This is a genomic window from Myxococcus hansupus (assembly GCF_000280925.3).
GTDB classification, from domain to species: Bacteria; Myxococcota; Myxococcia; order Myxococcales; family Myxococcaceae; genus Myxococcus; species Myxococcus hansupus.
In genome coordinates this window covers 3,594,879-3,620,986 of record NZ_CP012109.1, presented here as the reverse complement: position 1 = coordinate 3,620,986, position 26,108 = coordinate 3,594,879, and the positions used below count along the sequence as shown (strand labels likewise).

The window sequence follows — 26,108 nt, the reverse complement described above, 5'->3', positions numbered from 1 at the left end:
GCCCCAGCACCCGCTCCGCCGTCTCCCCATCGAACAGGTCGCTGTTGTAGTTCAGCGCCGCGTAGACACCTCCCGGCGCCTCGCCCACGAACAGCGACATGTCGAACTTCGACGTCTGGATCTCCGCGTCCACCACCTTCAGCGAAAGTCCTTCACTCCGCTTCACATCCACCGGCGGCGTGTTCTGGAGCGTCAGTGACACCTGGAACAGCGGGCTGCGGCTCAGGTCCCGCTCGGGGCGCAGCTCCTCCACCAGCTTCTCGAAGGGCACGTCCTGGTGCGCATAGGCGCCCATCGTGACCTCACGCACCTGGGCCAACAGCGCACGGAACGTCGCCTCCGGATTCACCTTCGCGCGCAGCACCAACGTGTTCGCGAAGTAACCGATGAGTCCTTCCGTCTCCGCGTGGGTTCTTCCAGCAATCGGGAAGCCCACGCTGATGTCGTCCTGCCCCGAGTGCCGCCACAGCACCGTCTGATACGCCGCCAGCAGCACCATGAACGGCGTCGCGCCCTCGGCCCGGCTCAGGGTCTCCACCTTCTGCCAGAGCGCCTGGGGCCACACCTGCCGCCGGACGCTGCCCCGGAACGTCTGGACCGCCGGACGCGGTCTGTCCGTGGGCAACTCCAGCGCGCGCGGCGCGCCTTCGAGCTGCTGGCGCCAGTACCGCACCTGCGCCTCCAGCACCTCGCCCTTCAGCCACTCACGCTGCCACTGCGAATAGTCCGCGTACTGCACCGGCAACTCGGGCAGCGGCGAAGCACTCCCACGCGAGAACGCCTCATGGAGCGCGGACAGCTCGCGGACCAGGATGCCCATGGACCAGCCGTCCGACACGATGTGGTGCAACATCATCACCCACACGTGCTGTTCTTCGGACAGCTTCAGCAGATGGGTCCGCAGCGCGGGATCGCGCGCGAGGTCGAAGGGCCTGTCCACCTCCGCTCGGATGAACCGCCGGACCGAGGTGTCCTCCTGCCCACGCAGGTCCACCACCGGAATCCGGAGCGCCTCCACGGGCTTGATGACCTGGACCGGAGCCTCGCCTTCGATGGGGAAGGTGGTGCGGAGGACCTCGTGACGGCGCACGAGTTCGGAAAGCGCGCGCTCCAGCACCTCGACATCCAGCGGGCCTTCCAGCCTCAGGACGAACGGTACGTTGTACGCCGTGCTTCCCGGCTGAAGCCGATCCAGGAACCACAACCGCTGCTGCGCGAATGACAAGGGGCGCTTGTCCGTCCGGGGCTGGGCATGGAGCCCCGGCATCGCCTCGCTTCGAGTCGCCAGCGCCACCCGCTGGGCGAAACCTTGCAACGAGGAGGACTCGAAGAGCGCCCGCAGCGGCACCTCCACCCCGAGCACTGCCCGCAGCCGGGCCACCACCTGCGTCGCCAGCAGCGAGTGACCGCCCAACCCGAAGAAGTCGTCCGCCCGCCCCACCCGCTCCACGCGAAGGATCTGCGCCCAGACCGAGGCCAGCGTCTCCTCCAAAGCGGACGCCGGTGCTTCATAGTCTGGCGAAGAGACGCGCGCCGACGCCTCCGGCACAGGCAACGCGCGCAAGTCCACCTTGCCGTTGGCGGTGATCGGCAATGCCTCCAGCACCACCAGCGCGGAGGGCACCATGTGCGCCGGGAGCCGCTCCTGGAGGTACGCACGCAGCGCCGCGGTCTCAGGCCCCGGCGCCACGGACGGGACGGCGTAGGCCACCAATTGCTTGTCCCCTGGTACGTCCTCGCGCGCGACGACGACGGCGTCGCGCAGCCCCGGATGCGCGCGCAGCACACCCGCGACCTCTCCAGGCTCCACGCGGAAGCCCCGCACCTTCACCTGAAAGTCCGTGCGGCCAATGAACTCCACGCGCCCGTCGTCCAGCCAGCGAACCTTGTCGCCCGTGCGGTACATCCTCGCGCCGGCCGTGCGGCTGTACGGGTCTGGCACATAGCGTTCCGCCGTCAGGTCCGCGCGACGCAGATAGCCGCGCGTCACCTGGGCACCCCCGACGTACAGCTCTCCCGGGATGCCCACGGGCACCGGCCGCAGCGCCGCGTCCAGGACGTACAGCCGCGTGTGGGCCAGCGCACGGCCCAGCGGGACGGACGCGGTGGACACCGCGGAGCGCGGAAGCGCCACGTGCCCCGCGACGACACCCACCGTCGTCTCCGTGGGCCCGTAGTGGTTGAACACCTGGCACGCGGGGGCCAGGGCATGCACCTGCTCCAGGAGACTCCAGGAGGAGGACTCGCCGCCAAGCACCAGTCGCTTCCGAGGCAGCACACGCCCAGGCTCCGCCGCGGTCATCAGCGCCGTCAGGTGCGCGGGACAATCTTCATGCAGTCCACGGGGAAGCGCGCGAAGTACGCAGCGGCCTCGGCCGGGTCGCTCGCGCGCTCCTGCGTCAGCACGTGGAGCAGGCCGCCCGAACACAGCGCCGGGAACAACACCGTGTTCCCCAGGTCCGCCACCACGGTGGAGACCAGGGCGAAGCTGTCACACGTCTTCAAGTCCAGCCGCTCGGTGACGGCATGCACGTAATGGGCGAGCTGCCCGTGAGACACCGCCACACCCTTCGGACGGCCGGTGCTGCCCGAGGTGAAGAGCACGTAGGCCAGTTGGTCCGGGTGGACCTCGCACACGGGCGCCTGCCGCGAGTGCTGCGCCAGCTTCGCGGCGTCCGCATCCCACTGCACCACGGTGGCCGCGGTGCCTTCGAACACCTGGGCGTGACGCGCCTGCGTGATGACCACGGGCGCGGCCACTTCCGACACGAGGTCCTGGAGCCGTGACGCGGGCTGGGTGGGCTCCAACGGCACATAGGCGCCCCCAGCCTTCAGGATGCCCAGCATGGAGACCACCCACGCCACACCGCGCTCCAGGCACAGGGCGACCGGCACGTCCGTGCCCACGCCCAGCCCTTGGAGATGATGCGCGAGCTGATTCGCCCGAGCGTCCAGTTCACGGAACGACAGCACCTCATCCTCGCACCGGACCGCGGGTGCGTCGGGCGACGCCGCGACGGATTGCTCGAAGCGTTGGTGAACGGCTTCTCGCGGGACGTCCAGACCGGACGCGTTCCAGTCCTCGAGCACCTGCTGACGCTCCGCCTCGGCGAGGAGCGACACGTCGGAGAGGCGCTGCGCCGGTGCGGAAACGACGGACTCGAGCAGCCGTTCGAGGTGGGCCACCAGCCGCGAGGCCGTGGCCTTGCTGAAGAGGTCGGTGTTGAACTGGAGCGTGCCCGAGAACCCCTCTGGTGATTCACCCAGGTTCAGCGACAGCTCGAACCGCGCCGCCTCGGTGCCGACGAGCCCCTGGGGCTTGATGGACAGCGAGGGCAGCGCCAGTTGCCCCACGGGGGCGTTCTGCAGCACGAAGAGGACCTGGAAGAGCGGGCTCCGTCCCAGGCTCCGCTCGGGTTGCAGGTGCTCCACCAGCTTCTCGAACGGGACATCCTGGTGCTCGTAGGCCCCCAGCGTGCGCTCACGCACCTGGGCCAACAAGTCGAGGAACGTCTCCTCGGTACGGACCTGCGCGCGCAGGACGAGCGTGTTGACGAAGAACCCGATGAGCCCTTCCGTCTCCTGGTAGCGACGCCCCGCGATGGGGGAGCCCACCACGACATCGCCCTGCCCCGAATGGCGCGACAGGAGCAGTTGGTAGGCCGCCAGCAGCACCATGAAGGGCGTGGCGCCCTCGGCCTGGGCGAGCGCTGTCACGCCGTCGCTCAAGGCACGCGGTAGCCGCACGGGCACGGCCCCGCCCTGGTGCGACAGCGCCACGGGCCTGGGCTTGTCCGTGGGCAGCTCCAGGTATGGCGGCGCGCCGGACAACTGCTCCCGCCACCACGACAGTTGCGACTCCAGCGCGTCCCCCTGCAGCCATCGCCGCTGCCACACGGAGAAGTCCGCGTACTGCACCGGCAGCGGCGGCAACGCGAGGGAGCGTCCCTCCAGAAACGCCGAATAGAGCGCGCCCACTTCCCGGACCAGGACGCCCAACGACCAGCCGTCCGAGATGATGTGGTGCAGCACCAGCACCAACGCGTGCGACTCGGGCGACAACCGCGTCACGGTCGCGCGCAAGAGCGGTCCCTGCCGCAAATCGAAGGGCCGCAGCGCTTCTCGTGCGGTCCGCGATTGGAGCTCCGCCTCACGCGCCTCCGCGGGCCACGCGCCCAGGTCCTCGAACGCGAGCTGGAAGGCCAGCGCCGGATGGACGACCTGAACGGGCTGTCCCTCCCGTGAAGCGAAGGTCGTGCGCAACGATTCGTGCCGTGCCACCAACGCCGAACAGGCTCGCTGGAGCGCATCCACGTTCAGCGTGCCTTCGAGGCGAAGAAAAATGGGGACGTTGTAGACGGCGCTTCCCGGATGAAGCTGGTCGATGAACCACAGGCGCTGCTGCGCGAAGGACACCGGCATCGCGTCCGTGCGCGGCGAGGGGACCAGCGGCGGCACACCCGCCAACGAATCCTGCCCGCCTGCGCCTTCGATTCTCGCCGCGAGCGCCTCCAGCGTGGGCGCCTCGAAGATGGTCCGCAGCGGCAGCTCCACGTTGAAAGCGGAGCGGACGTGCGCCACGAGCTGTGTCGCCAGGAGGGAGTGCCCACCCAGCTCGAAGAAGTCGTCCTCGACGTTCACACGCTCGGTGCCCAGGACCTCACGCCAGACAGCGAGCAACTGGTGCTCGGTGGGCGTGCGCGGCTCCCGGTGTTGACGCTCCTGCTGAGGACCCAGCTCCGCCACCTGGAGCGCCTTGCGGTCAACCTTGCCGTTGGGCGTCAGCGGCAACGCCTCCAGCACCACCACCGCGGACGGCACCATGTACTCCGGCAGCCGCTGCCGCACCGACTCCTTCAACGCCGCCCCGTCTCCCCCAGGCGCCACCACGTACGCCACCAGCCGCTTGCCGCCCCAACCCTCTTCACGCACCACCGCCGCGGCTTCGAGCACGCCCGCCTGCTGCTTCAGCGCCTCATCCACCTCCCCCAACTCGATGCGGAAGCCCCGCACCTTCACCTGCGTGTCCCGCCGGCCCAGGAACTCCAGCGTCCCGTTCCCCAACCACCTCGCCTCGTCGCCCGTCCGGTACAGCCGCTCGCCTTCTCCAAACGGGCTCGGCACGAAGCGCTCCGCCGTCAACTCCGGCCGCCCCACGTACCCCACCGCCAGCCCGTCTCCGCCGACGTACAGCTCGCCCCTCACGCCAACGGGCACCGGGCGCAGGAGGGCGTCCATCACGTACACCCGCGTATTCGCCACGGGCGTGCCAATGGGCACCGCGCCCAACCCCACGTCTTCCACCGCCGCCATCCGGTGCACGCTCGTGAAGGTCGTCCCCTCCGTCGGGCCGTAGCCGTTGATGAGCACCGCGCCACTGGCCACGCGCTCGCGCACCCGCCCCACGGGCAACACGTCACCACCCGCCAACACCTGCCTCACGCCTCGCAACGCTTGCGGCTGATACGCCTGCATCTGTTCGAAGAGGGCCGCCGTCAGCCACAGCGACGTGACGCCTGTCTCCTTCAGCGTCCGCGCCAGCTCCTCCAGCTCCAGTGCCCCTTCCGGGTACACCACCAGCTTCCCGCCGTGCAGCAGCGCGCCCCACACCTCCAACGTCGACGCGTCGAAGGCCGTCGGCGCCAACTGCAACCACACCTCCTCGGGCCCGAAGTCCGCCACCCCACTGCCCATCACCAGCCGCGTCACGGCGCGCTGTGGCACACCCACGCCCTTCGGCCGCCCCGTGCTGCCCGACGTGAACATCACGTACGCCAGATTGTCGCCATGGGCCTGCGCCCGAAGGTTGCTCTCCGGTTGCCTGGAGATGAGCGGCTCCCACTCCGTGTCCACGCTCACCACCAGCTCGCCGCCCGACGCCACCTCGTCCGCCAGCTTCTCCTGCGCGACCAGCAGCGCGACGCGCGCCTCGGCCTTCATCCACCCCAGTCGCTCCAGCGGGTAGCTGGCGTCCAGCGGCACGTACACGCCCCCTGCCTTCAAGATGCCCAGCATGGAGACCACCCACGCCAGCGAGCGCTCCACGCACAGCCCCACCTTCACCTCGGGGCCCACGCCCATGCCCTTCAAGTGGTGCGCGAGCTGGTTGGCCCGGCGATTCAGCGCCGCATACGTCAGCACGTCGCCCCGGCACTCCACCGCCACCGCGTCCGGCGACTTCTCCACCTGCGCTTCGAACAGCTCCGCCAGGGACGCCTCGCGCGGGTATGCCACCTGCCTCCCGCTCCACGTCTCCACCAACTTCCGGCGTTCCTCCGCCCCCATCAACGGCAACGCCTCCAGCCGCTGCCCGGGCGACTCCACCGCCGCCTCCAGCAACCCCTTCACGTGCCTCAGCAGCCGCTCCGCCGTCTCCGCCTCGAACAGGTCACTGTTGTAGTTCACCGCCACCAGAATGCCGGCGGGCGCCTCTTCGACCATCAGCGACAAATCGAACTTCGAGGCGTGCGTCTCCGCCTCCACGGGCGTCAAAACCAGGCCCCGCCCCAAATCCATCTTCGGCTGAGGCGTGTTCAGCAGCGTCAGTGACACCTGGAACAGCGGGCTGCGGCTCAGATCTCGCTCGGGGAGCAGTGCCTCCACCAGCTTCTCGAAGGGCACGTCCTGGTGCGCGTAGGCCCCCAGGGTGGCTTCGCGCACCTGGGCCAGCAGCTCGCGGAACGTCGCCTCCGGATTCACCTTCGCGCGCAGCACCAGCGTGTTCGCGAAGTAACCGATGAGCCCTTCCGTCTCCGCGAGGGTTCTTCCAGCAATCGGGAAGCCCACGCTGATGTCGTCCTGCCCCGAGTGCCGCCACAGCACCGTCTGATACGCCGCCAGCAACACCATGAACGGCGTCGCGCCCTCGGCCCGGCTCAGGGCCTCCACCTTCTGCCAGAGCGCCTGGGGCCACACCTGCCGCCGGGCGCCGCCTCGGAATGTCTGGGCTGGCGGACGCGGCTTGTCCGTGGGCAGCTCCAGCGCGCGCGGTGCGCCTTCGAGCTGCTGGCGCCAGTACCGAACCTGCGCCTCCAGCACCTCGCCCTTCAGCCAGCCCCGCTGCCACCGCGCGAAGTCCGCGTACTGCATTGGCAACGGCGGCAGCGGCGATGGACTTCCCCGCGAGAACGCCAGATAGAGCGCCACCCACTCACGCACCAGCACGCTGATGGACCAGCCATCCGACACGATGTGGTGCATCACGAACACCAGGAGGTGCTCCTGCGGCGACAGCTTCACCAACGAGGCTCTCAGCAAGGGGCCCCGGGTGAGGTCGAACGGCCGGAGCGCCTCTTCCTGCACCAGCCTGGACGCGGCGTCCTCTCGGTGCGCCTCGGCCAGCCCGCTCAGGTCCACCGGGCGGAAGGACTTCACCCCTTCTGGCGCAATCACCTGGACGGGCACGCCCCGCTCGCTTCGGAACGTCGTGCGCAACGACGCGTGCCGCGCCACCACCGCGTGGTAGCCCTGCTCCAGCGCCGCGGTGTCCACCGGCCCCGTCAACCGGACCGCGGCGGCCACGTTGTACGAAGCGCTGCCGGGCTCCAGTTGATCCAGGAACCACAGCCGGTCCTGTGCGAACGACAGCGGCTGTCCCCCCACCACCTCCTCGGATGACGCCGGCGCCAAGCGGACATCCTCGGCCCCGTGCCGCCGAGAAGGCGCCGACGCCTCCGGAACAGGCTCCACCACCACGGGCCCCGCGGCGCCCTCCACGGGTGCCTCGGTCGCGACCGCCGCCAACCGGGCCACCGTCGGATGGTCGAACAACTGCTTCGCGGTGATGCGCAGGCCCGCTTGCGCGGCGCGAGCGATGACCTGGATGCCGACGATGGAGTCTCCGCCAAGGTCGAAGAAGCTGTCGTGGATGTCCACCCGCTCGCGGCCGAACACCTGCGCCCAGATGGCCGCGAGCGTCGCCTCCTTCGTATCGCGAGGACCTTCAAACATGCGCGGCGGCGCGGATGGGGCGCTCCGTCCAGCGGACTGCTCCCGCTCCACATCGCGCTCGCGCGCGTCCTCCCAGGTGAGCACCAGCGGATGACGCTCGGTTTCGGAACGCCGGGCCACCTCGGCCAGGAGTTCCTCCGGGCGCTCCGCCCAGCGCTCCAACACGAAGCGCATCCGCTCCAACTGCGCGTCCGCGAAAGCCTCGGTGAAGCGCGACCGGTCGTAGCGCAGGTTCAAGGGGAGCCGAGGCCCGTTCGTCGAGACGAGCGTCAGGGCGAAGTGGTCCTCCTCCACGACCCGCACGTCATGCACCGTCAGCGACTTCGCCGAAGACGACAGCGCGGCATCCAGTGGATAGTTCTCGAAGACGACCAGCGTCTCGAAGAGCGGCGTGCCCGCCGGCACATCGCTCCAGCGCTGCACCTTCACCAGGGGCGCGTGCTCGTGCTGCCGCGCCTCCAACTGGGCGTCCTGGATGCCCCGCAGCCACCCGAGGCTGGTGGCGTCACGCGACAGCCGCACCCGCACGGGCTGGGTGTTGATGAACAGCCCGACCATGTCCTCCACGCCCGGGAGGCCCGGAGGCCGGCCCGAGACGATGGTGCCGAAGACCACGTCACCCTTGCCGGAGAGGTGCCCCAGCACCAGGGCCCAGGCCCCCTGCACCAACGAAGACACCGTAAGCCCCTGCCGCCGGGCCAGGGCAGACAGCGCCGCGGTGCGCTCCTCGGACAGGTGCAGCCAGCGCGACGCCCGCCCCTGACCCTCCGCGCCACCGGACTCGCGCGCCAAGGGCGTGGGCTCCCGGAAGCCCTTCAGCGTCTGCCGCCAGAAGGACTCCGATGCGGACAGGTCATGCTCCGCCAACCAGCCGATGTAGTCCCTGAAGGGACGCGGCTGCGCGAGCCGGGGCGAACGGCCCGCCAGCGCATCCTCGTACGCGGAGAAGACGTCCCGCAGCACCAGTGGAACGGACCAGCCATCCAGGATGAGGTGGGAGTGGCTGAAGACGAAACGGTACGCATCGTCTCCCACACGCATCAGCGTCAGCCGCACCAACGGCGCGAGCGACAGGTCGATGCCTTCCTTGTGGTCCTGCACGAGGAACGACTCCCAGCGGGACTCCCTCGCCTCGGGCGCCAGGTCCCGCCAGTCCTCGTGGCGGATGGGGAGCTCGACCTCGCTCAGCACCACCTGCACCGGTTCGTCCACGTCGTCCCAGACGAGCGCCGTGCGGAGAATGGGATGGACCGCCACCACGGCCTCCCAGGCCAGGGTGAAGGCTCGCACGTCCAGGCGGCGCAGCTCGCACACGAGCTGGTTGAAATACAGCCCCTGTCCGGGCTCCGCGATGGCGTGGAAGAGCATGCCGCCCTGCAGGGGCGACAGCGGGTACAGGTCGTCAATGTTGTCGCTCATCGCGTCTTCTTTCCGAACCGTGCGGACAGCTTGTCGAGCTGCGCCTGCTTCACCTTCGCGAGCGGGAAGTCGGACGGCGAGTGTCCCCCCGCGTCCGGCGCACGCGACGCATCCACCAGGGCCCGAAGCCGAACGAGGAAGTCCTCCGCCACGCGGGTCACCGTCTCACGACGGTGCATCGCCTCGCTGAAGGTCCAGATGGCCTCCAGCCGCCCGTCTCGCACCGCGCTCGTCACGTCGAGCAGGTACGACCGGCGCGAGCTCGGAGCCCGCTGCCGCAGCGACTCTCCCTCCGGTGCGAGCACGAAGGGCGCCCCCGCGCCCACGGCGCCATCGACCTGTCCCAGGTGGTTGAACCCCACCTCCGCCAGTGGCAAGGCCGCCAGCGAGGCGTCTTGCGCGACGTGACGGAGCAGGCCCCACCCCATGCCCTGAGAAGGCACCGCGCGCAGCCCTTCCTTCACCGCGCGCAGCGCCTCGCCCGGGCCCTTCGTCGCACGCAGATCCAGCAGCGCGGGGAACACCCGGGTGAACCACCCCACCGTGCGTGACACGTCCATGCCGGGCAACACGTCTTCCCGGCCGTGCCCTTCCACGTCCACCAGCGCGACCGCTCCGCCGGACCACGCCGTCAGCGCCTGGGCCAGCGCCGTCAGCAGCGGCTCCTGGGGTTGCGTGTGCCACGCCTTCGGCACGTCGTGCAGCAAGGCCCGCGTGGACTCCGCGTCCAGCGTCACGCGCACCGTGCTCGTGGTCGCCTCCGTGTTGGCGGCAGCCTGGCTGTCCACGGGGAGCCGGGACACCTCGCGCCAGGGCCGTTCGAGCCACCACGCCCGCTGCGCCGTCAGCGCCTCCGAGCGAGAGAAGGCCTCCAAGCCCCTCGCCCACGCTTGGAGCGACGTCGTCTTCGGGGCAGCACCACGGCGGCCCCCGCGGCGAGCTTCGCGTACACCGTTGCCAGGTCCTCCAACAGGATGCGCCACGACACCGCGTCCACCACCAGGTGATGGACCGTCAGCAGCAGCCGCGAGGGCAGCCCGGGCCCCCACTCCAGCACCGCGGCCTGGAACAAGGAGCCATCCAGCCGCAGCGCCCGCTGCGCCTCCTCCGCGTGCCGCGACAGCACCGTGGACCGCTCCGCCTCAGGCACGGAAGACAGGTCCACGCGCGACACCGTGACGGGCTCTCCCGGCGCGGCCGCGGACTGGTGCCACCCGTCCTCCCCGCGAGCGAAGCGCAACCGGAGCGCGTCGTGGTGTCGCAGCAACTGCTCCAGCGCCTGCTCCAGCAACGCGGCGTCCAGCGGTACCTTCGCCTCCAGCAGCAGGGACATGTTCCAGTGCTGGGGGTCCTCCAGCCCCAGTTCGAAGAACCAGTGCTGGATGGGGGTCAGTGCCACCGGCCCCACGACGGGGCCTTGCTCGGCCTGCACCGCGAGGCGCGTTCCCGCAACCGCGGCGAGCCGCGCCACCGTCGGGTTCTGGAAGAGCTGCTTGGGCGACAGCTCGATGCCCGCGGCGCGCGCGCGCGTGACGATTTGCAGGCCCAGGATGGAGTCGCCGCCCAGCTCGAAGAAGTCGTCGTGGATGCCCACGCGCGGCACCGACAGGACGTCGCGCCACAACGCCGCGAGGGTTTCCTCCACCTCCGATCGCGGCGTGACGAGGGCCCCTTCCGCGTCCGCGGAGCGCCGCTCCGGAACCGGCAGTGCCCGGCGGTCCACCTTGCCGTGCCGGGTCCGCGGAAGGACCGGCAGCATCACGAACGCGGCGGGAACCATGTAGATCGGCAGCCGCGCGCGCACCCAGTCCTTCAGCGCCGACGCATCGTCCCCGGGGCCTTGCCCCTCGCCCGAAAGGACGACGTAAGCGACGAGCCGCTTCGGTCCGGCGCCGTCTTCACGGGCCACCACCACCGCGTCGCGCACCCTGGGGTTCGTGAGCAGCACCGCCTCGATTTCCCCCGGCTCGATGCGGAAGCCCCGCACCTTCACCTGATGGTCCACGCGACCGATGAACTCCAGCCGCCCATCCGCCCGCCAGCGGGCCATGTCCCCCGTGCGGTACATGCGCGCGTCGGAGCGTCCATCGAAGGGGTCCGACACGAAGCGCTCGGCGGTGCGTGCGGGCAGGCCCAGGTAGCCTCTCGCCACGCCCGCGCCGCCCACGTACACCTCGCCCAGCGCGCCTTGCGGCACGAGCCTGCCGGAGGCATCCAGCAGGTAGATCCGGGCGCCCGGCACCGGGCGGCCAATGGGCACGCGGTCCGGCTCCTGGCCCACCTGATGCGCCGTGCACCAGATGGCGGCCTCGGTGGGCCCGTACTCGTTGAACAGGGACACCGCCGGCAGCGCCTCCTGATGCACGCGCACCAGCTCTCGTGAGCACGCCTCTCCGCCGATGAACACGGAACTCAGGCCCACGAGGCCGCCCACCGGCGCGGCGGCCAGAATCTGGCCATACAGCGAGGGCACGCAGATGAGGTGGGTGACGCGTGAGCTGTCGATTCGCGCCGTGAGCGCGCGCGGGTCCTCCCGTTCACTGGCGTCGGGGTACCGCAAGGTCCCTCCGCCAAACAGGGACCAGAGCAGACCCGCGAGCGACGCATCGAAGGTGAAGGGGAACAGCGACATCACCACACCGGGTGTGCCGTGAATCGCGTCGCGAGCCAGGGTCGCCGCGACCAGGTTCCGGTGCTCCAGCACGACGCCGCGCGGACTCCCCGTGGAGCCGGAGGTGTAGACGATGCACGCGGCATCCGTGGATTCGGGCGGGACCCGCACCTCGGCGGAGGTGTCGGGCAGCGCCTCCAGCGTGATGACCTCCGTGCCCGCTCGTGAGGGCACCCGCGCACGGCACGACTCGGTGGTGACCACCACCGAAGCCTGGGTGTCCTCGAGGAGGGTGGACAGCCGCTCCGGCGGATGGTCCACGTCCAGCACCACCGCCGCCGCCCCCGAGCGCATCACCCCCAGCAGCCCCGTCACCACCTCCGAGGGCTGGGCCACCGCGAGCGCGACGATGCGCCCGCGCCCCATGCCCCGGGAGACGAGGTGTCCAGCCAGCCGCTGGGACTGCGCCGCCAGCTCACGGTACGTGAGCGCCCGGGCGCCGTCGTCCACCGCCACCGCGTCCGGCGTCCGCTCGGCCTGGGCCAGGAAGCGCGCAGGCACGGTGTCCCCGGCCGGCAGCTCGGCCCGCGGCGCGGGGTTCCACTCCACCAACAGCCGGGCGCGCTCCTCCGCGGCCAGCAGCTCGAGCTGGGACAGCCGCAAGTCCGGACGGGCCGCCATGGCTTCCAGCACCCGGACCAACGAACTCGCGAGCCGGGCGATGGAGTCCTCGTCGAAGAGCCGGGTGTTGAAGTCGATGCCGCCGCGCAGGCCCTCGGGCGTCTCCGTGACCTCCAGCGTGAGGTCCATCTTCGTGGCCCCCGTGTGCACGTAACGGCTCCGCATCTGGAGCCCCGCCACCGACAACACGGACCCCGGCGTGTTGTGCAGCACCACCATCGTCTGGAAGACCGGGTTGTGGCTGAGGTCGCGCGGCGTGTTCAGCACCTCCAGCACCTTCTCGAACGGCATCGACTGGTGTGTGAAGGCAGCCAGCGAGGTGCGGCGCACCCGGCCCAGGACCTCCGCGAAGGTGGGGTCCCCGGACAGATCCGCGCGCACGGCGATGGAGTTGATGAAGCAGCCAATCAACGGCTCGATTTCGGGCCGGTCACGCCCCGCCACCGGCGAGCCCACCGCGAAGTCCTCCTGGCCGGAGTACGCGTGCAGCAGCACCTGCCACGCGGCCATCATCACCATGAAGGGCGTGGCCCCTTCCTTCCGGCCCGCCCCCACCACGGCGTCCATCACCGACCGAGACACGGCGAAGGGAACCTGCGCGCCGTCGTGCGTCTGCACGGGCGGACGAGGCCGGTCCACCGGGAGCTGGAGCACTGGCACGTCCGCCAGCACCTCGCCCCACCAGTCCTGTTCGGCCTTCAGCGCCGGGCCACGCATCCACTCCAACTGCCAGAGCGCATGGTCCGCGGACTGCACCGTCAGGGTGGGCAGCGAAGGCGGCTGCCCCGTCATCTCGGACTCGTAGAGCCGAGCCATCTCGTTGACCATCACCCCCGCGGACCAGCCGTCCGAGATGATGTGGTGCAGCGTGAGCAACAGGATGTGCTCGGTGCTCCCCCGCCGCAGCAGCGTCGCGCGAATCAACGGCCCCCGCGCCAGGTCGAAGGTGCCGCGCGCCTCATCCCGCGCCTGAAGGGCGACCTCTTCCTCGCTGGCGCCCTCCGTGTCCCGGACGGTGAGGACAATCTCCAGCGAGGGCGCGATGATTTGCACCGCGGCGTCGCCCTCCAGGGTGAACGTGGTGCGCAAGGCCTCGTGCCGGCGAATCACCCCGTTCAGCGCGCGCTCCAGCACCTTGGCGTCGAGCGTGCCGGTCAGCGTGAAGGCGACCGCGTTGTTGTAGGCCACGTTGCCCGGCTCCAACCGGTCCAGGTACCAGAGCCGCTGCTGCGCGAAGGACAACGGCAGCGGACGGTCCCTGGGCACGAGCGGAATGGGCTGCGACCCCGCGGGCTTCTGAAGCCCGCCCCCGTCCATCCGCACGGCGGCCTTCGGCGGAGCCGGACGCCGCGCCTCGACAGGCACGGCGGCCAGCAGCTCCAACGAGCCATCGCGCTTGCGCCGCGCGCGACGGCCCGTCACCAGGCGCCGAGCACCGTCGGAACCTCCGGAGAGCACGCGCATCGACGCGGTCTCCGGTGCGTTCCAGAAGCCACGCGGCACCCCCGCGCCTTGCACCACGAGTTCACCGATGACGCCCACCGGCACCGGCAGGCCGCGTCCGTCCACCACGTCCCATCGCGCGGCGTCCGCTGGCGCCATGGCCACGGCCCAGGCGCCGAGCCCCAGGCCCGGCTGACGGTGCGCGACACGCCAGGGCATGGCGCGCGCCAGCGACGCCGCCGACTCCTCGGAGGCGCCTTCGAGCAGGATGTGACGCACGGGGCGAAGTGCCTTCGCCGCGTCGGGAAGCGCCAGCATCGACCGCGCCAGCGCCGCGGTGCAGTGCAGGTGGGTGATGCCCGTCTCCCGGACCAGCGACAGCAAGGACTCCGCCGCCCCGGGCCCTTCCCGCAGCGACGCAGAGGGGAGCGCGGACGCGGGCTCCGGCGAATGACGGCTCCGCAGCGCATCCAGGTGCCGCAAGCCTTCCAGCGTCGCCTCCACCTCCACGCCGAAGTCCACCAGGCAGGCAATCTCATCCACGTCGAGCCGCTGCACGCGCTCCACCATGGGGCCACAGCTCTCCGGCGTACCGATGAGGCCGCCGTTCTCCACGTAGCGCTCCACGCCGTGCGCCAGCAGCGCGTCCATGTCCGCGGACGACAGGGAGCGGGGATCCACGTTGAGCCCCAGGCTGGCCAGGAAGCCCGTGGAGATGTCCACCGAGCCGCGGAAGTAGTCGAGCAGCGGTGGACGCGCCTTCTTCTGCACCTCGACCGGGTCCTCACCGAGGTACGCGTGCATCATCAGGCTGACGTGGCCTCGACCCGCATGGCCATGCTGCCGCCAGGCGTCCCGATAGAGCGCCACCTTGCTGGCCAGGTCCTCCAGGTGCTGCCCCATGAGGTTGGTGAGCACGTACGCCCCCATCTCTCCCGCGAGCCGGAAGGTCTCCGGACTGCCCGCGGCGGTGAGCCAGATGGGCAGCACCTTCTGGACGGGCCGTGGACGCAAGGAGATGGCCACCTCCTCTCCCGTGCCGTTGCGCCGCGACACCGTGCCGCCGCGCCACAGCGTGCGCACCTCCTCGATGCCGCGGTGCAGGACCTCCTTCCGCTTCGCATACCGGTCCGGCGCGAACACGAAGTCATTCGCATGCCAGCCCGAAGCGAAGGACACGCCCACGCGGCCGTCGGACAGGTTGTCCAAGACGGCCCACTCCTCCGCGACGAGGATGGGGTCATGCAGCGGCAGCACCACGCTTCCGGCGCGAATGCCCAGCCGCTCCGTCACCGTCGCCACGCCCGCGCCCACCACGGCGGGCCGGGGATACAGGCCTCCAAACGAGTGGAAGTGCCGCTCGGGCGTCCACACGGCGGAGAAGCCGTGCGCATCCGCGAACTTCGCCGCCTCCAGCAGCAGTCGGTACTTCCGGCCCCCCAGCGAGTCCTCGTCGTTGGCGAAGAACGACAGGCTGAAGTCCGTCCGTCTGCCGGCAGGCGCCGCGCCCGCGCCCCATGACGTGAAGCGCGCGCGCTCCGCGGGCAGCACCACGCGCAACCCGCGCGTCAGCGCCCAGAGGAGCTCCAACCCCGAACCCGGTGCCTGCGCCTCCTCCGCCGCGAGCCACCTGCCATCCTTCGGCGGCGCTTCCGCGTCCAGCCGCCCGAACAGCGCCGCCACGGTGTGGTGCGTGTGGATGGCGCGAAGGTGCTCCCCCCGAGGCCCCACCAGCGGCTCCAGGCAGACCATGTCCGTGGCGGAGGGCCGCGGCGTCTCGCGCACGGGCACGTTCGTGCGCGCACCGGTCCGCGCGAACACCTCATCCACCCGGATGACGCGCGTCGCGTCCAACGTCACGCCCGTGCGGACATGCGTGTGCGTGAGGAGCAGCGGAGGCGGCGTTCCCGGAGGCGAGAGGCCCTCCAGCTCGCGAAGCTGCGGCACGGACAACAGGACGTAGGCCGCGCCCGACAACTGCACCGCCCACTGCGCCACCACGCGCTCCACGGAGGGCTCCAGGCAGACCGCGACCAGGACCTCGGCCCCCACGCCGTGGACGGACAGCTCCGCCGCCAGACGCTCTGCGGAATCCCGCAGCTCGCCCCACGTCACCTCTCGGCCATCCGGCGCCGTCACCGCCACGGAGGCCGTGTCCGCCGCGGCCCGTGCCTGGAGCTGGAGCGCCGCCACGACCGGCATCTGCGCCGGTGCGGCGACCAGCGTCTCCGGGCTTGGTGCCTGCGCGGGACGCACGTGCTCCAAGGGCAGCGTGGCGATGGATGTCTCGGGCCGCGCCACCGCGGCCTCGAGCAGCGTGGTCCAGTGCGCCGCCAACCGCTCCACGGTCTCCCGCTCGAAGCGCTCCTCCGCGAAGTCGATGGTGCCGGAGAAGCCGTGCGCGTGCTCGCCCAGCCCCACCGTCAGGTCCGACAGGACGCTGCCAAACTCGGGCGGCACGTCGTCGAGTTCGGCCAGGCTCATCCGCACGCCCGGCAACTCCACGGCCTTGTCGAAGCGGGTGTGCAGCACGAACAAGGTGTCGAAGACGCGCGCGCGCCCTGTGTCCTTCGCGGGTTCAATCTCCCGCACCAGCTCTTCGTACGGCACGTCCGGGTGCGCGTAGGCCTCCATCATCACGTCCCGGACGCGCATCAACAGCTCCCGGAAGGACGGCGCGCCGGCCAGGTCCGTCCTCAGCGGGACGGCATGCGCCACGTAGCCAATCAACGGCTCCAGCTCCGGCCGGCTCCGGTTCCCGATGGGCGTCCCCACCACGATGTCGTCGCGGCCCGTCCAGCGCGACAGCAGCGCCTTCCACGACGCCAACAACACCATGAACGGGGTGACGCCTTCACGCTGGGCCAGCGCCTGGACCGCCGCCGATAGCGCGGAGGAGAACCCCAGCTTGAACACCTGACCGCGCAGCGCGGGGCCTTCGCCCCGGACGCGATCCACCGGCAACTCCAGTGGTCGAGGGAACGCCGACAGCCGCTCCCGCCATGCCGAGATTTGGGACGTGAGCGCGCCGTCCTTCAGCGCCTTGCGCTGCCACGCCGCGAAGTCCGCGTACTGCACCGGCAAGGCCGGAAGCGGCGCCGGGTGCCCCTGCTTGAGCGCGGCGTAGTGCGCGCCCAACTCCTTCGCGAACACCACCAGCGACCACGTGTCACACACCACGTGGTGGATGGTGACGGCGAGCACATGCTCGTCCGCCTCCAGCTTCCAAAGCCGGGCACGCACCGCCGGCCCCCGCTCCAGGTCGAACGGCCGCGACACCTCGTCGTACACACGCTGCTGCCACGTCGCGCCCGACAGCGGCTCGGCGGCCAGCGGGAACGCCAGCGACGGCGCGACACGGAGGACCGGGACGCCGTTCTCACGGGGATAGGACGTGCGCAACGCCTCGTGACGCTGAGCCACCGCCTCCAGGCCGCGCTCCAGCACCGGGACATCCAGCGCGCCCTGAAGCCGCAGCACCACGTACATGTTCAGGGCCGGGTTGCCGGGCAGCGCCTGCTCCAGCGCGCAGACCCGCTCCTGCACCACCGACAGGGGCAGGTCGCCGTCACGCGAGAGGCGGACCAGCGGAGGCAGCACTGGCTCCGTGGACTCGGCGCCTGACGTGCCCAGACGCTCCTGGATGCGCGCCGAGATTCCCGCCACCGTGGGCGAGTCGAAGACGTCGCTCAGGGGCAGCGGAACGGGGAACGCCTCCCGCAGCCGCGTCAGGAGCTGCGCGGCCATCAGCGAGTTGCCGCCCAGCTCCAGGAAGTCGTCGTGGATGCCGAAGTCCGCACGGCCCAGGCGCTCACGCCAGATGGCCAGGACCTTGCGCTCCACCTCCGTGCGCGCCCCCGCCTGCTCCAGCGAGGCGTCCGTCGCCGCCACGCTGTCGGGCACGACGGGAGCCGCCGCCACCACTTCCGCCGGGGTGGAGACAGGCGCCTGACGGAGCGGCGCCGCCTCGGGCATCGCGGCGCGGAACGTCCGCCGCTGGAAGGGATACGTGGGCAGCGCGACCTTGCGCCGCGTCTCGTGCGCGTAGACCTGCTGCCAGTCCAGCACCAGGCCCTGCTCCCACAGCGCGCCAAGCGCCTCCATCAGCGCGGCGTGGGTCCCCCGCTTCGAGCCAACTCGCGGCAACGAGGGCACGGCGCGGCCCTGTCCTCCACGCAGCCCGGGCTTCGACAGCGCCGTCAGCGCCTGGTCCGGGCCCACCTCCAGGAACACGGTGCAGCCATCCGCCTTCAACGTCTCCAGCCCGTCCCCGAAGCGCACGGGCGCGCGCATCTGGCGGAGCCAGTAGTCCGGGTCCGTGGCCTCCTGCTCGCGAATCCAGGTCCCCGTGACGCTGGACACGTAGGGCCGCTGGGGCGCCGACAGCCGCAGTCCGGCCACCACGCGCCGCAGCTCCGCCATCAGCGGCTCCACCGCCGCCGAGTGGAACGCGTGCCCCGCGGGCAGTCGCAGCACGCCCACGCCCCGGGCGGCCAGCTCGCGCTCCAGCGCCTCCACGTCCGGCGTGGGCCCGGAGACCACGCACCGGTCCGGCCCGTTCACCGCCGCCAACGACAGCGCCCCCGTCAGCAACGGGCGCACCGTCTCTTCCGCGCAGCCCACCGCCGTCATGCTGCCCGGCGGCATCCGCGCCATCAGCCGGCCGCGAGCCGCGACCAGGGCCAGCGCGTCCTCCAACGGCAGGACCTCCGCGAGGCACGCCGCCACATACTCACCAAAGCTGTGGCCCAGCATCGCGCGAGGCTGGACACCCCAGCCCTCCCACAGGCGCGCCAGGGCGTACTCCACGGCGAAGAGCGCGGGCAGCGCGACCGACGGGTCCGCCAGGGTCCGCGCCGCGGCGTCCTCCGTCCCCGGAGCCGGCAACAACACGCCGCGCACCGTGGCGCCCAGCGTCGCGCCCAGGCCGTCCAGGCAGGACTCCAGGGCCTCGCGGTAGACGGGCTCCGCGGCGTGCAGCTCGCGGCCCATCCCCACCGACTGCGCGCCCTGTCCCGGGAACAAGAAGGCCACGCCCTGCTCGCGCGCGGCCACCAGATTCTCCACCACCTGGGCCTTCGCCGGCGCGCTCAGCTTCTCGCGAAGTTCCGTGAGACTCCCGGCCACGAAGGTCCGCCGATGCTCGAAGGCCCGGCGCCCCACGTTGCGCGTGAAGGCCACGTCCTCCAGCGCCACATCGGCCGGCGCGGCCTCCAGCCACCCGGCCAGCGACCGCGTCGCCGCGTCCAGCGCCTCGGGGGAGCGCCCCGACAGCGTCACCACCTGCGTGGGCCGGAGGCTGGGCGTGGTGGGCCCGGGCAACGGAGCCTCCTCCAGCACCGCGTGCGCGTTCGTCCCGCCAATGCCGAACGAGCTGACGCCCGCGCGCCGAGGCACCGGGCCTCGCGGCCAGGAGCGCAGTTGGTCCACGACGAAGAACGGACTGTTGGCGAAGTCGATGGCCGGGTTCGGCCGCTCGAAATGGAGCGTGGGCGGAAGCTCCTCGTGCTTCAGCGCCAGGGCCGTCTTGATGAGGCCGGCCAGGCCCGCGGCCGTGTCCAGGTGGCCCACGTTCGTCTTCACCGAGCCCAGCGCGCAGTAGCCCGTCTTGTCCGTCTGCCGCCGGTAGGCGCGCGTCAGCGCCGCGACCTCGATGGGGTCGCCCAGCGAGGTGCCCGTACCGTGCGCCTCCACGTAGCCGATGTCCCCCGCCTCCAGCCCCGCGAACGCCAGCGCCTCGCCAATGACGTCCGCCTGCCCCTCCACGCTGGGCGCCGTGTAGCCCACCTTCTGGCCACCGTCGTTGTTGATGGAGGAGCCACGAATCACGGCGTACACGCGGTCGCCGTCCCGGAGCGCGTCCTCCAGCGGCTTGAGCACCACGACGGCCGCGCCATTGCCCGGCACCGTGCCCGCCGCGCGCGCGTCGAATGCACGGCAGTGCCCGTCCGGGGAGAGAATCATTCCCTCCTGGAACAGGTAGCCCGTGCGCTGCGGCATCGCCAACCGCACCGCGCCCGCCAACGCCACGTCCGACTGGCGCATCAACAGGCTCTGGCAGGCCATGTGGACGGCCACCAGGCCCGTGGAGCACGCGGTGTAGAGCGACAGGCTCTCCCCGCGCAGCCCCAGCTTGAACGACGCCCGGGTCGCCAGGTTCTCCGCCGTGTTGGTCATCAGCTCATACAGCGACGCCGGGTCCAGGCCCCCCTGCCCCACCCGCCCCAGGCCGTGCATGGACGCGCTCGCGCCCGCGTAGAGGGAAATCTTCCCCTCGAACCGCTCCGGGTCCAGCGACGCGTCCTCGAGCGCCGTCCAGGCGCACTCCAGGAACACGCGCTGCTGCGGGTCCATCCACTCGGCCTCGCGCGGGGCCATGCCGAAGAAGGCCGCGTCGAAGCCGTCGCCGCCCTCCAGCTCCGCGGCCACCGGGACGAAGTCCGGATGGTGGCGCGTCGCTTCGGCCATCAGGGGAGACCATTCCAGCGCCTCCGGTGACAGCCGGACGATGGACTCCACGCCCTCCCGCAGGTTGCGCCAGAAGCTCTGGAGGTCCGCGCTCCCTGGGAAGCGGCCCGCCATGCCGATGATGGCGATGTCGTTGCCCGTGCCGCCGGTGTTCTCGCTCATGCTCTCGTGCTCAGCCATGGCCTCGGGGGTTCCTTCCTCCGCGCCGCTGGAGGGCCTGCCTGCGGGCCTCCGCGCGCGACTGGTGCTTCACATCGGTGGAGTCGTCCGGCCGCGCCTCGGCTTGCAGCCGCCGGGCGAGCGCGTGGACGGTGGGATGTTCGAAGAAGTGCGTGATGGGGACGTCGCGGCCCAGCGCCTCGACCAGCCGCGAACAGGCACGCACCACGGACAGCGAGCTGCCGCCCAGGTCGTCGAAGAAGTGCGCGTGCACATCCACGGCGGGCAGCCCCAGCGCCTCCGCCCACGCAACCGCGACCTGGGTCTCCATCTGCGTGCGAGGCTTGCCTTCCGGAGACACGGTGAGCGCGGGCTTCGGCAGCGCCCGCGTGTCCACCTTCCCGGAGACCAACATGGGCAAGGACTCCAGGACCACGAAGTCCGTGGGCACAAGCTGCTCCGGCAGCCGCTCACGCAGCCGCGCGCGCATCTCGCCTGGCGGGAGGACGTCTCCCGGCGGCGGCACGACGTACGCGACCAGCCGTGGCTCCGCGACGGTGGATGGGCGCCACGCGGTGACGTGGGCCTGCCGCATGCCCAGCAACTCGCGCAGCGCCACCTCCACCTCGCCGGGCTCGATGCGAAAGCCGCGAAGCTTCAGTTGCGCGTCCGCGCGGCCCAGGTAGTCGAGCTGACCATCCGCGCGCCAACGGACGACGTCGCCCGTCCGGTAGAGCCGGGCCCCGGGCACCTCACCATGCGGGTCCGGAACGAAGCGCTCGGCGGTGAGGTCCGGGCGGTCCAGGTAGCCACGGGCCAGGGACAGTCCACCCACGTAGAGCTCGCCCGCCACGCCCTCGGGGACGGGCTGGTGCGCCTCGTCGAGCACGTAGACATCCAGATGCGGCAAGGCGCTGCCAATGGCGACCGGGCCCGCGTCGTCCGGTGCGAGACGTGCCCACGTGGCGCACACGGTCACCTCGGTGGGGCCATACGCGTTGATGAACGCGCGGCCTTCCGCGAAGCGGGACACGAGGCTCGCGGGACACGACTCCGCGCCGACCATGAAGAGCTTCAGGTCCGGCAACGGTCCTTCCGGAAGAAGCAGGGCCACGGAGGGCGGCAGCATCACCGAGGTGATGCGCTGCTCCACCAGCAGCCGGTACAGCGCGTCGCCCATGGGCGGCGCTCCCGGCGACACGTGAAGCGCGCTGCCCGAGGACCAGGCCGCCACGTAGTCCGACACGGACATGTCGAACGCGGGCGAGGCGAACAAGAACACCCGTGAACCCGGACCGATGGGCAGGCCCCTGGCGAAGGACTCGCACAGTTGCGCGGCCCCCCGGTAGGTCACCACCACGCCCTTGGGTCGGCCCGTGCTGCCGGACGTGTAGCAAATGTAGGCCGCGGAATCGGCGAGGGGCTCGGCCCCTCCGGGCGGTGACACCTCCGAGACGCCGTCCGAAGCACCGTCGAACGCTTCCCAGCGCAGCACCGTCACGGCGTCGAGCGGCTCCAACCGCTGGGCGTACCGTTCGTGCGCCAGGAGTACCCGCGCGCCCGCGTCCGACAACGTCCACGACACCCGGCCCGGAGGATACGTGGGGTCCAACGGCACCACGGTGCCGCCCGCCTTCAGGACGGCGAGGAAGGCCACCACCTGTTCGGGACTCCCCCGCTCCAGCAGCGTGCCGACGCGGACCTCGGGGCCCACGCCCTGGCGCCGCAGCCGCGCGGCCAGCCGGTCAACCCACGCCGACAGCTCACGGTAGGACCAGCGCTTCGGCCCGGCGGCGAGCGCGGGTGCATCCGGTGTCGCACGGGCCCAGGACTCCACCCGCTGGACCATCCCGGCGACCACTTCTCCCCGTGCGTCGTGACGCTTCCTTCCACGCGCGAGCAGCGCGCGGCGCTCCTTCTCCGCGAGCCAGGGCAGGTCCACCAGCGGCAGGTCCGGCTGAGCCGCGGCGGCGTCCAGCAGCGCGCCCAGGTGGTGCACCATGCGGGCGGCGGCGGCGTTGTCGAAGAGGTCGGCGCAGTACTCCAGCCGCGCCGCGAAGGCGCCGTCCACCTCCGCCATCACCAGGGAGAGGTCGAAGGCCGCGCCGGACGGACGCAAGGGGACGGACTCGACCGACAGCTCGCCCAGCCGCGCCCGCGCCCCCGGTGCCCCGACGGCGAATGCGCCCAGGGGTTCGCTTCCTGGGCGGCCGGACTGCAGGGCGAACATCGTCTGGAAGACCGGCGCGCGCGAAGGGTCCCTGCGCGGCTGCAGTTGCTCGACGAGCCGGGGGAACGGCAGCTCCTGATGCTCCAACGCTTCCAGCACCGTGGTCCGGACCTGGGCCACCAGCCCGGAGAAGGACAGCGCGCGAGGCACGTGGGCGCGCAGTGCCACGGGGTTGACGAAGTAGCCGAGCTGGCGCGACAGGTCCGCGCGCGGACGCCCGGCGGTGGGCGTGCCGACAATCAGGTCCTCCTGCCCCGAGTAGCGGCGCAGGAACGACAGGTAGCCCGCCAGCAGCACCATGAACGGCGTGGCGCCATGCGCTCGCGCCAGGTCCTTCAAGCGCGCGGAGGTCTGCGGCGACACGCGGAACGAAACGCTGGCGCCCCGGAACGACTGAAGCCGGGGCCGTGGTCCGGAAGTGGGCAGCTCCAGCACCGGCAGCTCACCGCCCAGCCGCTCGCGCCACCAGCGTTGAAGGACTTCCGTCCTCGCTCCGGAACGCCGCCGCGCGAGCGCCTGGAGGATGCCCGCGGCGGAAGGCGGCGGAGATGGCACCCGCGCCAAAGCACCTTGGACCTCCGCGCTGTACAGCGCCCCCAGCTCCCCGGCCAGCACCTCCAACGACCAGAAGTCCGTGATGAGATGGTGCATGGCGAGCAGCAGGACATCGCCCCCCCGCGCCCCCGTGTAGAGCCGGACCCGCATCAGCGGGCCGCGCTCCAGGTCGAAGGGACGATGCGCCTCCTCGTGGAGCCGCTCGCTCAGCACGTCGTCCGTCCAGCCCGCGGCCTCGGTCCGCTCCAAGATGGGGGGCGCGTCGGCGCGACGAAGCACCGGCGCGCCCTCATGTTCCGGAAACGCGGAGGACAACGCGGGGTGGCGGGCGACGAGTTGTGCGAACGCGCGGCCCAGGGCCCCGGCGTCGACGGGCGTGGTGAAGCGCACCGCGTGTGACACCAGGTACGCCGTGCTGCCCGGTGCCAGGCGCTGGAGGAACCACAGCGCCCGCTGCCCGTCGGACATGACGTCCGCGTCACCGTCGTGCGTGTCGGCGGAAGGCTCGAGGCCGGCCTCGGCGCCCTCGGCACGGGCCTGCTCCACCCAGCGCGCCACGTCTCGCAGGCTCGGGCCCTGGAGCAGATACGCGACGGGCGGAGAGACGCCCCAGCCCTCCTCCACCGCGTGCAGCACCTCCAACGCCCGCAGGGAGTCAAGCCCGGCGTGTGTCAGTGGCGCCTCCACGTCCAGCGCCTGAACGGCCACGCCCAGCAGCGGTGCCACCCGGGCCGCGAGCACCGCGAGTACGTCATCGCTCGCCGCCGCGGTCACAGGTGCGTCGGCGGGTGACGCCAGGGGCGGCCCGGCGCGCTGCGCGTCAACGCCCGCCTCCCGCCACGCGAGCACCACGTCCAGGGCCCCCGTCAGGAAGGCCTCACGAGAGGCGCGCCGCTGCACCTTGCCGCTCGACGTCTTCGGCAGCGAGCCGGCGGAGATGAGCACCACGGCATGCGGCGCCACGCCGTGCGCCTCGCCCAGCGCCGCGCGGATGTGGGCGGCGACTTCGCCCGCGTCCGCCTCCGACGCGACCTTGGAGGAGACCTCCTGCACCAGCACCAGGCGCTCCTCGCCCTCCACGTCCACGGAGAACGCGGCGCCACAGCCGGGCCGCGCGCCGGGGTGGCTGCGCTCCGCCGAGTGCTCCAGGTCCTGCGGATAGAAGTTGCGCCCGCGCAGCACCAGCAAGTCCTTCAGCCGGCCGGTGATGAACACCTCACCGCCGTCGAGGACGCCCAGGTCACCGGTGCGCAGATAGGGCCCCTCGCCCGAGTCCGCCAACCGCCCGTGGAACGTGCGCTCCGTCTCCTCCGGCCGCTGCCAGTAGCCGTCCGCCACGCTCGGGCCCCGCACCCAGAGCTCACCCACGCGGCCCGGCTCGCAGGGACGGCCCGTCCGAGGGTCCACCACCCGCAGGTCCTGGTCTCCCAGCGACTGCCCACAGCCCACCAGCACGGTCTCCGCCGAATCCCGCTCGGGCGGCTTCGCCTCGCCGTGCAGCAACCCCTCCCGCGAGAAGCGCCGCGCCACCGGCACCGCCGCGCGCGCGCCGCCCGAGACAATCAGCGTGCCTTCCGCCAGTCCGTAGCAGGGATAGAAGGCCTCGCGCCGGAAGCCGGCGGGCGCGAAGGCCTCCGCGAAGCGCTCCAGCGTGTCCGCGCGCACCGGCTCCGCGCCGCAGAACGCGACCTCCCACCGGCTCAAGTCCAACGCCGCCCGCTGCTCCGGGGTGCTCTTGCGCACGCACAGGTCGAACGCGAAGTTGGGCCCGCCGCACACCGTCCCGCCGAAGCGCGACACCGCCTCCAGCCAACCCAGGGGGCGCTGGAGGAAGGACATGGGAGGTAGCAACACCGTGGGAATGTCGCGGAACAACGGCTGGAGCAGGCCGCCAATCAGCCCCATGTCGTGGTACGGCGGCAGCCAGAGGACGCCCACGGGCTGGGGGCTCGCGTCGAAGCCCCGCGCGATCAGCCACGAGTTGTGCAGCAGGTGACGGTGCCGCAGCACCACGCCGCGCGGCGTCCCCGTCGACCCGGAGGTGTACTGGAGGAAGGCCACCGTGTCCCCGCTCAGCTCGGGCGCGCGCCACGCCTCCGCTTCGCTCGCGGGCACCGCGTCCGTGGCCAGCCAGCGCAGGGCGCGCAGGTCCGGCGCGCCCTCGGTGAGGGGCTCCACCATGTCCGCGATGAACGTCGTCGTCAGCGCCACCCGCGCGCCGCAATCGGCGATCAGCGCCTGGAGCCTCGGCAACGTGCGGCCCAGGCGCATCGGGTCCGGTGGATACGCGGGCACCGCCACCACGCCGGCGTAGAGACACGCCAGGAAGCCCAGGGCATATTCACGCCCCGGGGGATACAGCAGCAGCGCACGTTCACCCGGCGACAGGTGCCGCTGGAGCAGCGCCGCCACGGCGCGTGCGCCCGCGTCCAACTCCGCGTACGTAAGGGCGTGCTCGCCCATGTCGTCGAGGAACGTGTAGATCCAATCGCCGGGCTGCGCCGTGGCGCGGGTCCGGCACACGTCCACGAACGTGGCATCCTCAGGGCAAACGAATTCGGAGGCGGGGTCGGCGCGAGTCGAAAGTTGCAT

3 protein-coding genes and 1 pseudogene (1 of these 4 only partly in view) are annotated in these 26,108 nt (G+C 71.5%); all 4 read right to left on the bottom strand.

Annotated elements, in window-relative coordinates:
* Positions 1–9,369, bottom strand: a pseudogene (locus A176_RS41035) (amino acid adenylation domain-containing protein) (it extends 2,948 nt beyond the left edge of the window).
* Positions 9,366–10,244, bottom strand: a complete 879-nt coding sequence (locus A176_RS40695; RefSeq protein ID WP_250635859.1) for a condensation domain-containing protein — start codon at positions 10,242–10,244, stop codon at positions 9,366–9,368. The pseudogene A176_RS41035 and the gene A176_RS40695 overlap by 4 nt, the downstream one beginning before the upstream one ends.
* Positions 10,214–20,752: a type I polyketide synthase gene (locus tag A176_RS40550; protein WP_250635858.1), complete on the bottom strand. Its 10,539-nt coding sequence runs from the start codon at positions 20,750–20,752 to the stop codon at positions 10,214–10,216. The genes A176_RS40695 and A176_RS40550 overlap by 31 nt, the downstream gene beginning before the upstream one ends.
* Positions 20,745–26,108: a non-ribosomal peptide synthetase gene (locus A176_RS14020; RefSeq protein WP_044889154.1), complete on the bottom strand. Its 5,364-nt coding sequence runs from the start codon at positions 26,106–26,108 to the stop codon at positions 20,745–20,747. The genes A176_RS40550 and A176_RS14020 overlap by 8 nt, the downstream gene beginning before the upstream one ends.

Coding starts and splice junctions, on each gene's coding strand:
- A176_RS40550 (WP_250635858.1), bottom strand. CDS start 20,752: ATGGCTGAGCACGAGAGCATGAGCGAGAACACCGGCGGCACGGGCAAC.
- A176_RS14020 (WP_044889154.1), bottom strand. CDS start 26,108: ATGCAACTTTCGACTCGCGCCGACCCCGCCTCCGAATTCGTTTGCCCT.